General features: G+C 33.4%; 8 protein-coding genes. 2 read left to right on the top strand and 6 right to left on the bottom strand.

The window, feature by feature from the left end:
• Positions 1–281 precede the first annotated feature (281 nt).
• On the bottom strand, positions 282–2,057 hold the full coding sequence (locus tag NST10_RS09560) for an oleate hydratase (RefSeq protein WP_000291835.1): 1,776 nt from the start codon (positions 2,055–2,057) through the stop codon (positions 282–284).
• Positions 2,058–2,407: 350 nt separating this feature from the next.
• Here NST10_RS09560 and NST10_RS09555 point away from each other — a divergent pair, with 350 nt between their 5' ends.
• A complete protein-coding gene (locus tag NST10_RS09555) occupies positions 2,408–2,881 on the top strand; it encodes a DUF1648 domain-containing protein (protein WP_000036329.1) in 474 nt (157 codons plus the stop codon).
• 261 nt (positions 2,882–3,142) lie between these two features.
• On the top strand, positions 3,143–4,735 hold the full coding sequence (locus tag NST10_RS09550; RefSeq protein WP_000173891.1) for an L-lactate permease: 1,593 nt from the start codon (positions 3,143–3,145) through the stop codon (positions 4,733–4,735).
• Between the two features lie 328 nt (positions 4,736–5,063).
• On the opposite strand, the gene spa is transcribed toward NST10_RS09550, so the two are convergent.
• The 5 genes from spa to sirA all read right to left on the bottom strand — a co-directional run bounded on the left by spa (position 5,064) and on the right by sirA (position 11,250).
• Positions 5,064–6,710, bottom strand: a complete 1,647-nt coding sequence (spa, locus tag NST10_RS09545; RefSeq protein WP_339209669.1) for a staphylococcal protein A — start codon at positions 6,708–6,710, stop codon at positions 5,064–5,066.
• Positions 6,711–7,130: 420 nt separating this feature from the next.
• A complete protein-coding gene (gene sarS / locus NST10_RS09540; protein WP_000876758.1) occupies positions 7,131–7,883 on the bottom strand; it encodes an HTH-type transcriptional regulator SarS in 753 nt (250 codons plus the stop codon).
• 368 nt (positions 7,884–8,251) lie between these two features.
• Positions 8,252–9,250, bottom strand: coding sequence for a staphyloferrin B ABC transporter permease subunit SirC (gene sirC / locus NST10_RS09535; RefSeq protein WP_000136645.1), 999 nt, complete (start codon positions 9,248–9,250; stop codon positions 8,252–8,254).
• A complete protein-coding gene (sirB, locus tag NST10_RS09530) occupies positions 9,247–10,242 on the bottom strand; it encodes a staphyloferrin B ABC transporter permease subunit SirB (RefSeq protein WP_000925002.1) in 996 nt (331 codons plus the stop codon). Before sirB ends, sirC begins: the two co-directional genes overlap by 4 nt.
• Before the next feature lie 15 nt (positions 10,243–10,257).
• Positions 10,258–11,250 carry a staphyloferrin B ABC transporter substrate-binding protein SirA gene (sirA, locus tag NST10_RS09525; RefSeq protein ID WP_001045124.1) on the bottom strand — a complete coding sequence of 331 codons (993 nt, stop codon included), beginning with the start codon at positions 11,248–11,250 and terminating at the stop codon, positions 10,258–10,260.
• Positions 11,251–11,368 lie beyond the last annotated feature (118 nt).

Raw genomic sequence — 11,368 nt, 5'->3', positions numbered from 1 at the left:
CTTATAATTGTAAATTTAATGTTAAGATTAGGTAAAATTATTTAACAATATATGTTATTTGTATATGACTTGTAAAATATCGTCACTTATTATGTAAATTTTCAGTGTGAAATGGCAGGTTTGTAATCACTTGTTTAACAAAATGATGCAATCAATCATGCAATTATGTGTCATCAAAAAAATCATGTGAGTGGGATAATGAAATAAAGTTTGTGAACATATGATTTCTATCCCACTCCATGATTTGAAATCACCAAATAAAAATCTATTAATGGTTTTCGTTATAACAATTTGTGCTCTTTTAATAATGACTCAATGTACGTACCTTTTATCTTTTTAAGGAATCCTGCTAATGCGAGTTTTTGCATTTTCGAATCTTTAGTAATCTCGCGCAAATCTTGATGGTCATTCAGTTCGTATACGGCATCCATTAAGACGCGAAGATCAAATGTACTATTGATGACCTCTGGAATACCACGATCTATATTTAGTAATTGATAAACAGCTTCCATGGCAGTACGAACCGAATATTCTGTTGTAAATACAGTATCTCGCTCTGTTTCTGCAAAGTTACCAATAAATGCTAAATTTTGTGATTGATGCGGGACGACTAAAGGTCTGTCGCCGATAGCACGCGTCATGAAATAAGAGGTAATATATGGCATATAAACAGGAATCGTATTAGATGCATGTTTTGCTAAGTCTTCAATTTTGTCAGTTGGTACACCTAAGTGATATAGCCATTCTTGACATATTTCATTACCACTACATTCTGTGATTGGCTTTTTAATATAATCGCCGTTTACATCTGAATATAAGGCATAAATCCACGTAGATATTTCATTTTTAGGTTGGTCTTTAAACTGTTGCTGACGATTGATTGTAAAACTGATTTGCCATGCAGAATCATTGATTGTAATAATTCCGCCAGTAACCGTTTTGCCTGCAAGAGGGTCACGTTTACAAATGCTTTCTATTGTATCGATAATATCTTTATTGTTTGTTGTCGATGTTGCAGAAACAAACCAACTTTTTTTAGGAATATTTTGGCAAAACTTATCAGGATTACCAAATTCAGGACTTTGTCGTGCTAAATTTTTCCATAGTGTCCAACTACCACCTAATTCGTCAGTTGGTGGCGCTGGTGTATCATTATCACCATAAGTAGAGCTTTCTGTAATACTACCGTTTGTCACAAAGACAAGATCGTTTATAGTCAGTTTAATAGATTCTGCATTACCATTACGGTCAATTAATATTTCTCGGGCAATTTTTTGACTTGTCGTAACATCTACTTTAATATCTTTTACTTTTACATCGTATTCAAATTGAACCCCATGCGATTTTAAATATTCAACCATAGGTAATACTAAGGATTCATATTGATTATATTTAGTGAATTTTAAAGCTGAAAAGTCTGCGAGACCACCAATATGATGAACGAATCGCATTAGATAGCGACGCATTTCCATTGCAGAATGCCACGGTTCAAATGCAAACATCGTTTTCCAGTAAATCCAAAAGTTTGAATTAAAGAAATCGTCGGAAAATACATCTGTTATTTTGACATCATCTAAATCTTCTTCATTCGTTAAGCATAAATCTAAAATTTCTTTAATCGCCGTTTTAGTCAAAGTGAAGTCTCCATCTGTGACTAAACGTTGACCCTGTTTCTCAATAACACGACAGCGAGAATAGTTAGGGTCTTCTTTGTTTAACCAATAGAATTCATCTAATACTGACGCATGATCAATTTCAAGTGAAGGGATAGATCTGAATAAATCCCACAAACATTCAAAGTGGTTCTCCATTTCACGACCACCTCGGACAACATAGCCTTTTAAAGGCATATTTTCACCATCAAGACTACCGCCCGCTTTGGGTAACTCTTCTAAAATATGAATCTTAGAACCTTCCATTTGACCATCCCTTATTAAAAAACAAGCTGCAGCAAGTGAAGCTAGACCAGATCCGATTAAGTAAGCGGATTTGTTTTCTACATTTTCAGGTTTTTTAGGGCGCGCAAATGCTTCATAATTTCCATAACTGTAATACATATCCACCAAGTCCTTTCGTATTAGAATACACTCAGACTATACCCCTTTGTGAATTGCAAATATTAGTATTTATATTGGTAAATTTGACGAAATTAGATCATTTTTATATTTTTGATTTTTAAAATTTTATCACTCGAATGTTTTTTGATTCTGAGGTGCGGGACTTGGAATAATTCGAATCATTATGTGGCATGTTAAACAGCTAAATATAAGCTATGTACATTTAACAAGCGGATACTCCTGACGCAATTATAGTATCATTACATATTGTTTAATCGTTTGGGGTAATGTAATTAAAAGGTAAAATAGGCAGAGTGTTATACATAAAATGTAAAGAAAGAGGCGATAGAATGTCTAAAATCAGGTCTTTTACAATATTAAGTCTACTTATTTACTTAGCTATGATGTGCTATACAGTAGTGACTTATTCAAAATTACCAACCAAAGTACCTATTCACTATAATTTAGCAGGGGATGCTGATAACTTTGCTGATAAATGGGTGCTGCTTTTGATTAATAGCGCATTTATAGTGATTTGGCTTATATTTTTCATTGCAGGTAGATACTATGAACGATTTGCCAAATGGTCACATTATAATCATACACCACGTGAAATTCGAGCGATTAAATTATTTTTAAGTACGTTAAATTTAGAGATTATGAGCTATATGTCTATCTTCACAGTATTAGAAATTTGGCAAATACAACACCATCATCAATTCAATTTACTATGGTTTAATATGATATTTATCATTATCATTGGTTTGACGCTTGTCATATTTTGTTTACTTCCTACAATTCATAAAATGAGAGATTCTCAATAAAAATATAAACTGTCATGATGCAGTTTTGAAGCGGATTCCTGAGATTATTATAAATAATATCTAGTATTTATAATTAAAATGATATATTATTTATTATAGTTAAATATTGTGTATATTTTGTGAACTTTTTGTAAAAATTCGATTGCCTGTCACATATAGGAGTGTTACATTTTAAATATGTGATCATCGCAAAATATAAGTTGAAATAGGTTGTAGATTAATCAGGATGATAAATATTTTATATAAAGAGAGGGAGTCATTATGACACTACTTACTGTAAATCCATTCGATAATGTTGGATTATCAGCCTTAGTTGCAGCAGTACCTATTATTTTATTTTTATTATGCTTAACCGTTTTTAAAATGAAAGGCATTTATGCAGCATTGACAACTTTGGTTGTTACATTGATTGTGGCTTTATTTGTATTTGAATTACCAGCGCGTGTATCAGCAGGTGCGATTACAGAAGGCGTTGTTGCCGGTATTTTCCCAATAGGATATATCGTTTTAATGGCAGTTTGGTTATATAAAGTTTCTATTAAAACAGGACAATTTTCTATTATTCAAGATAGTATTGCAAGTATTTCAGAGGACCAAAGAATCCAACTATTATTAATTGGATTTTGTTTCAACGCATTTTTAGAAGGTGCAGCAGGATTTGGTGTGCCAATTGCGATTTGTGCAGTATTATTAATTCAACTTGGATTTGAACCATTAAAAGCAGCGATGTTATGTTTAATTGCTAATGGTGCGGCGGGTGCCTTTGGTGCAATTGGTTTACCAGTTAGTATTATTGATACGTTTAACTTAAGTGGAGGCGTTACAACATTAGATGTTGCGAGATACTCAGCATTAACACTTCCAATTTTAAACTTTATTATTCCATTTGTTTTAGTATTCATTGTAGATGGTATGAAAGGTATTAAAGAAATTTTACCTGTCATTTTAACAGTGAGTGGTACATATACTGGATTACAATTATTATTAACAATATTCCATGGTCCAGAACTAGCAGACATTATTCCATCACTAGCAACAATGGTGGTGTTAGCATTTGTTTGTCGTAAATTTAAACCGAAAAACATTTTCAGATTGGAAGCGTCTGAACATAAAATTCAAAAACGAACGCCTAAAGAAATTGTCTTTGCTTGGAGTCCGTTCGTCATTTTAACTGCCTTTGTATTAGTATGGAGTGCACCATTCTTCAAAAAATTATTCCAACCTGGAGGTGCACTTGAAAGTTTAGTAATAAAATTGCCAATTCCAAATACTGTGAGTGATTTATCGCCTAAAGGAATTGCGTTGCGTCTCGATTTAATTGGTGCAACTGGGACAGCGATTTTATTAACAGTAATTATTACAATTTTAATTACGAAGTTAAAATGGAAAAGTGCAGGTGCTTTATTGGTCGAAGCAATTAAAGAATTATGGTTACCGATCCTTACAATTTCAGCTATCCTAGCTATTGCTAAAGTTATGACATACGGTGGTTTGACTGTAGCAATTGGACAAGGTATTGCTAAAGCGGGAGCAATTTTCCCATTATTCTCTCCAGTATTAGGTTGGATTGGTGTGTTTATGACTGGTTCAGTTGTAAATAACAATACTTTATTCGCACCTATTCAAGCGACAGTGGCACAACAAATTTCAACAAGCGGTTCATTACTTGTGGCGGCTAACACTGCAGGTGGTGTAGCAGCGAAACTTATTTCACCACAATCAATTGCCATTGCGACTGCAGCTGTTAAAAAAGTTGGTGAAGAATCTGCATTATTAAAAATGACGTTAAAATACAGTATTATATTTGTTGCCTTTATTTGTGTTTGGACGTTTATACTAACGTTAATATTCTAAATATAAATAATGTTGTCACTTGGATTCAAATGACATTTTAAATCTAATTATTCATGAATCGAACTAGTACGAAATGCAATGAGCATCTTGTCTAGTTCGATTTTTTAATGTCTAAAAATGTCGTATATGTAATCAGAGTAGAAAGTGTTGAGGCGTTTCAGAAGTTGTTTAGAAAAGTAAGTAAAATAAAAAATGCACTGAGCAACAAAAGATGTTGCTCGTGCATTTAGATGATTCTTATCATTTCAAATAAGAATGTGTTAATCAACGTATATAAGTTAAAATTGGTTTGGATAAAATGATATCTATCGTTGTGTATTGTTTGTTTTTATAGTTCGCGACGACGTCCAGCTAATAACGCTGCACCTAACGCTAATGATAATCCACCAAATACAGTTGTACCGATGAATGGATTTTCTTCACCAGTTTCTGGTAATGCTTGAGCTTTGTTAGCATCTGCATGGTTTGCTGGTTGCTTCTTATCAACAACAAGTTCTTGACCAGGTTTGATCATGTTTTTATCAGCTAATTTGTTATCTGCAGCAATTTTGTCAGCAGTAGTGCCGTTTGCTTTTGCAATGTCATTTACTGTATCACCAGGTTTAACGACATGTACTCCGTTGCCGTCTTCTTTACCAGGCTTGTTGCCATCTTCTTTACCAGGCTTGTTGCCATCTTCTTTACCAGGCTTGTTGCCATCTTCTTTACCAGGCTTGTTGCCGTCTTCTTTACCAGGCTTGTTGCCATCTTCTTTACCAGGCTTGTTGCCATCTTCTTTACCAGGCTTGTTGCCGTCTTCTTTACCAGGTTTGTTGCCATCTTCTTTGCCAGGTTTTTTGTTGTCTTCTTTACCAGGTTTGTTGCCGTCTTCTTTGCCAGGTTTTTTGTTGTCTTCTTTACCAGGTTTGTTGCCGTCTTCTTTACCAGGTTTGTTGCCGTCTTCTTTACCAGGCTTGTTGTTGTCTTCTTTGCCAGGCTTGTTGTTGTCTTCCTCTTTTGGTGCTTGAGCATCGTTTAGCTTTTTAGCTTCTGCTAAAATTTCTTTGCTCACTGAAGGATCGTCTTTAAGGCTTTGGATGAAGCCGTTACGTTGTTCTTCAGTTAAGTTAGGTAAATGTAAAATTTCATAGAAAGCATTTTGTTGTTCTTTGTTGAATTTGTTGTCAGCTTTTGGTGCTTGTGCATCATTTAGCTTTTTAGCTTCTGCTAAAAGGTTAGCGCTTTGGCTTGGGTCATCTTTTAAGCTTTGGATGAAACCATTGCGTTGTTCTTCATTTAAGTTAGGTAAATGTAAGATTTCATAGAAAGCATTTTGTTGTTCTTTGTTGAATTTGTTATCAGCTTTCGGTGCTTGAGATTCATTTAACTTTTTAGCTTCTGCTAAAAGGTTAGCACTTTGACTTGGGTCATCTTTTAAGCTTTGGATGAAACCATTGCGTTGTTCTTCGTTCAAGTTAGGCATGTTCAAGATTTCATAGAAAGCATTTTGTTGTTCTTTGTTGAAATTGTTGTCAGCTTTCGGTGCTTGAGATTCGTTTAATTTTTTAGCTTCACCTAAAACGTTAGTGCTTTGGCTTGGATCGTCTTTAAGACTTTGAATGAAACCATTGCGTTGCTCTTCGTTTAAGTTAGGCATGTTCAAGATTTCATAGAAGGCGCTTTGTTGATCTTTGTTGAACTTATTTTGTTGCGCATCAGCTTTTGGAGCTTGAGAGTCATTAAGTTTTTGAGCTTCACCTAAAACGTTAGCACTTTGGCTTGGATCATCTTTAAGGCTTTGGATAAAACCATTACGTTGATCAGCGTTTAAGTTAGGCATATTTAACACTTGATAAAAAGCATTTTGTTGAGCTTCATCGTGTTGCGCAGCATTTGCAGCAGGTGTTACGCCACCAGATATAAGTAATGTACCTAAAGTTACAGATGCAATACCTACACCTAGTTTACGAATTGAATAAATGTTTTTCTTTTTCAAATTAATACCCCCTGTATGTATTTGTAAAGTCATCATAATATAACGAATTATGTATTGCAATACTAAAATCTATATTTATAATTAAATTTAAAGGTAAGTTTTACAACTTATAAAATAAAAATTTTGTCCAAAGATTTATTCAGGAAGTAAAAGGCTTAAAACCGCAAAATCACGCTATTCCGATTAATAAAAACAGATAAAATATATAGATATTTTTTATAATGAAAGCGGTTTATTACATATGAGTTAAAAAATATTTTTAAGAATAAAATGGAATTTTGAATGTGCTGAGGTTTAATTTCGGAAATGGTTTTAAGAGATATAGAAAATAGAAAGTTGTTCATAATGTGCTGAGGTTTTATTAAAAAATAGAAAACACAAGTGCACTTTAGAATACAGCACACTTGCGTAATAGAGATATTATTCAAAAACAAGATGTAAATGATTTTTATCTGCCAATAATTGATTCACTTGAGCTAATAATTGTTCAGCATGGTCTTGCTGCGCGTCATTCATATGAATTAAAATTTTTCTTTCATCTTCAGTTGAGCGTTCTTTTATTAGATAGCCTTGCTTTTTTAAATTATTGAGAGCTCTAACAGTTTGAGGGTATTTATGGTGGATTGTTTCAATTAAATCTTTAAGAAGAACGATGTTTTTATTTTGAGAAGTGATAATAGCTAGAATTGTGAATTCTACAAAACTTAATGTTAGATGCTTTTTGATAATATTCTTGAAATACATTGTATACATCATCAAGTTTAGAAATTCTTTACTATCTTTTGGTATCATCTGTGATTCACTTTGATCTGCAAGATTAAATTGTTTAATGATTTGATCAAACAATGTAACACGTTCTGCAATTTTCTCTCGTTGTTCTTCAGATATTGAAATGTAAGTATTACGCTCATCAATTTTACTTCGAACTTTACTAATATATGAATGTTTCACAAGTACTTTTATATGCTGTACTAAATCCGATTGTTTATAACATAAATCTGAAACAATCTTCTTAAATGGAAGTGTGTTTTCTTGCTGATGAAATAAATAAGTCAGTAATATAAATTCTTTTATAGTCATATCGACTTCAGGCTTGACTTTTTTCTTAAAACGAAACATATATGCTTCAATGATTATAAAATCTCTAATTTTGTCATGGTTATTATATTTCATTGTTCTATCTCCTTGTATATGCACTTTATTTTAATATAACACAATATAATAAGAAAAATAATCCATAATTTACAATTAAAAATAATATGATATTTTTATTAAAATTTGTGTTTTTGAATAAATGACATTATCAAACACTATATTTAAATAAGAAATAGTTATCGATATTTGAAAAATCGAAGAATATTGATTGATATTATAGAATATGAGTCGGTGTTATTTGTATATAAAGTATTAATATGTAATTAAGAAAGTCGACGCTTGTTAACATTAACAACAACTATATGTATAAAAAAACCTCGCAACTGTTAGTTAGCTGAATCATTTTGCTAACGTTGTTGTGAGGTCATTTTGTTTTAATAATATCTTTATAACTTTTTCACGGTTAATAATAAGTATATGAAGAATGGTGCACCAAACGCAGCAATGAATACACCTGCCGGCACTTCTTTAGGCAAGAATAGGGTGCGTCCAATTAAGTCTGCGATAACAATTGATATGGCACCAATCATTGCTGACATTAGTAACTTTTTAGCATAACTTCCGCGAACGATTGTTTTCGCGATGTGTGGTGCAATTAAACCGACAAACCCAATATTTCCTACTAAACTGATTGCCATAGATACGAGTATTGTAGAAGAGATTAATTGAATCAGCTTCATACGTTGTACATGTAAACCTAAGCCAATCGCTACAGGGTCATCAAGTATAGATATTTTCATTTTAGGTATAACAAGAAATAACAACGGAATAACAGCTACGATTACCATACCCAAAATGAATGTATCTTTAAACGTTGCACCGTAAAGACTTCCGACTAACCAAGTATAAGCTTTGGCTGCAGATAGTTGCTTTGTTGTAATAAGTAGCCCTTGTACAAGTGCAATAAATAATGTTTGCATTGAAATACCGATGATTATGAGTGTTGTCGGTCGAATGTGACCTTTCGTTTGAAACACTAATAGAATCACCATTGCAATTGCGCCACCTAATACAGCAAATAGAGGAAGTAAATGTATCGTTAAATGGCTGAAAAATGCAATAAAGACAACAGCACTTAAGCTAGCACCACCTGTGATTCCGATAATATCTGGTGAGGCAATTGGATTTTTCAAGACATTTTGTAACATTAAACCGCTCATCCCTAGTGCTGCACCAGCTAATATCGCAAGTGTAATGCGAGGTAAGCGTAATACTTCTAAAGTGAATTGATCTATACTGTCATTTGGATTTATAAAGTACATCAGTACGCGTTGTAATGGTATAAAGCTTGAACCAACCATCATACTTACCACTGAAACGATGGCTAAAAAGATTAACGCGAAGATGAGATGGTAATTGTCCTTTTTATTAATCTTTTCGGTCATAAGCGTTGACGTCCTTTCTTCATAAGATAGATTAAGACAATAGCGCCAATGACAGCGGTAACGACACCGATAGGCAACTCTAGTGGCTTAATAATAATACGAGCAACAATGTCTGAGATAATCATTAGGATTGCGCCGGTTAATGCAGTAAAAGGAATTAAATACTTATAGTTTGGTGGTAATAATCGTTTACTAATATTCGGTACAATAAGTCCTACAAAGACGATTGATCCAGCTACAGCAACCGAGATGCCTGCTAGCATACTAATGAGCATTATAATCATCCATTTGATTAATTTTATGTTTTGTCCGAGTCCAGTGGCAATGTCGTCACTTGTCATCAAGATGTTGATGTGTGCAGCCATGCTAAATGCAATTAAAATAAGTATCAATACAAGCGGAATAATCCATGGGATATCCCAAATGTTACGTAATGAAACGGAGCCACTCAACCAGAATAATAGGCCTTGTAAGTCTGTTTCATTCATAATGAGAATGCCTTGAGTAAAAGCTGTAAATAACATCGCAATCGCGGCACCCGCTAAAATGACACGGTGAGGTGAAAATAGGGTTTGTCTAAACATCCCTAGTGCAACGACTAAGACTGTAACAACAATAGCACCCAAAAACGCGATGACAACAATCATTTTAAAAGATTGAATTTGGATAAATGTAATACTAAAGATGACAAAAAATACTGCGCCTGCATTGACACCGAAAAGCCCCGGCGATGCTATTGGGTTTCGTGTAAGTGCTTGCATCAACAAACCTGAGACTGCTAGTGCGGCGCCTGTCAATAGCGCAATGATTGTTCTCGACGCCCGTGCACCAGTGACAACATCATGTAAATCGTTTTCACTATCAAAGTTGAATAACGCCTGTATCACCGTACCTGGTGACACAAGCGTATTTCCAATCATTAAACTTAAGATAGCTACTATTGCAAGACATAAACCAGCAATAACGATTTGGTATTTTGGTTTAAGTAGCATCGTAAAACTCCTTAATTATTTTGATTGTTTTTCAATATTTAACTTTTCATATAAATCGTCAATAAGTTTTAATGATGATTTATATCCGCCAGCTAAGTTCCAAGTGATTTCATCTAAATCATCAGATACTTGGTTGTTTTTAACTGCGTCTAAATTTTTCCACTCTTTACTTGAAGTCCATTCGCTTTCAGTCTTTTTAACTAATGCAGCATCTTTCGCATTTGGATCTGATTTTACTACAAAAATATGATCAGCGTTCATTAATGGAATGCTTTCTTTAGATGTAAGTTGGATAATATCTTTACCATTATCAACTTGTTTTTGTAAGTCTTTATTACGTTTGAATCCTAAATCATTTAAGATTTCACCAGCATATCCACCAGCATAAATTCTTGTATGATCAGCACGGAAGTTAACAACTGAAGCTTTCAATGGCCATGCATCTTTATACTTTGCTTTTGCATCTTTTTGGAATGCAGCTACTTTATCATCGTACTTTTTAAGTAAATCTTCAGCTTCTTTTTCTTTCCCTAAAGCTTTCCCCATTAACTTAGTTGTATCTTTGAATTTGAAAACTGTATCAGTAGAAACTGTTGGTGCGATTTTAGATAATTGATCGTAAACTTTTTCATTTCTAACTTTTGACGCGACAATTAAGTCCGGTTTTAATTTAGAGATTTCTTCTAAGTTAGGTGCAGGTTCTTGACCTACAATCTTAGTATCTTTTAAATCATTTTTTATGTATTCGAATTTCGGTTTTTGTGTCCATGATTCTACAGCACCTACAGGTTTAACACCTAAAGATACAGCGACGTCAGTGGCACCTTGATATAGTGTAACAACGCGCTTTGGTTTCCCTTTAATTTCAGTTGTACCCATTGCATGTTTAATTGAAGTTGTTTCCTTATCTTTGCTATCAGATGATTGCTTATTTGAATTCCCACTACATCCTGCTAAAACAAGTAGGAAAGCAAGCGTAACAACAAGCATTTTAATTACTTTATTCATTGACTAATTAGCCTCCTTCGTGATGTATGACAATGAGAATCATTATCACGGTTTAGTATGAATTAAATTTTTTCCTAAGTCAATAAAATATTTATGATTTACATGCAACTTATAATTA

This window comes from Staphylococcus sp. FSL W8-0305 (assembly GCF_037966415.1).
Classification (GTDB): domain Bacteria; phylum Bacillota; class Bacilli; order Staphylococcales; family Staphylococcaceae; genus Staphylococcus; species Staphylococcus aureus.
This window is presented reverse-complemented; position numbering and strand designations above follow the sequence as displayed.

Bases quoted from the DNA above. Each gene is read 5' to 3' on its own strand.
- NST10_RS09560 (WP_000291835.1), bottom strand. From the start codon at position 2,057: ATGTATTACAGTTATGGAAATTATGAAGCATTTGCGCGCCCTAAAAAA.
- NST10_RS09555 (WP_000036329.1), top strand. From the start codon at position 2,408: ATGTCTAAAATCAGGTCTTTTACAATATTAAGTCTACTTATTTACTTA.
- NST10_RS09550 (WP_000173891.1), top strand. From the start codon at position 3,143: ATGACACTACTTACTGTAAATCCATTCGATAATGTTGGATTATCAGCC.
- sarS (WP_000876758.1), bottom strand. From the start codon at position 7,883: ATGAAATATAATAACCATGACAAAATTAGAGATTTTATAATCATTGAA.
- sirC (WP_000136645.1), bottom strand. From the start codon at position 9,250: ATGACCGAAAAGATTAATAAAAAGGACAATTACCATCTCATCTTCGCG.
- sirB (WP_000925002.1), bottom strand. From the start codon at position 10,242: ATGCTACTTAAACCAAAATACCAAATCGTTATTGCTGGTTTATGTCTT.
- sirA (WP_001045124.1), bottom strand. From the start codon at position 11,250: ATGAATAAAGTAATTAAAATGCTTGTTGTTACGCTTGCTTTCCTACTT.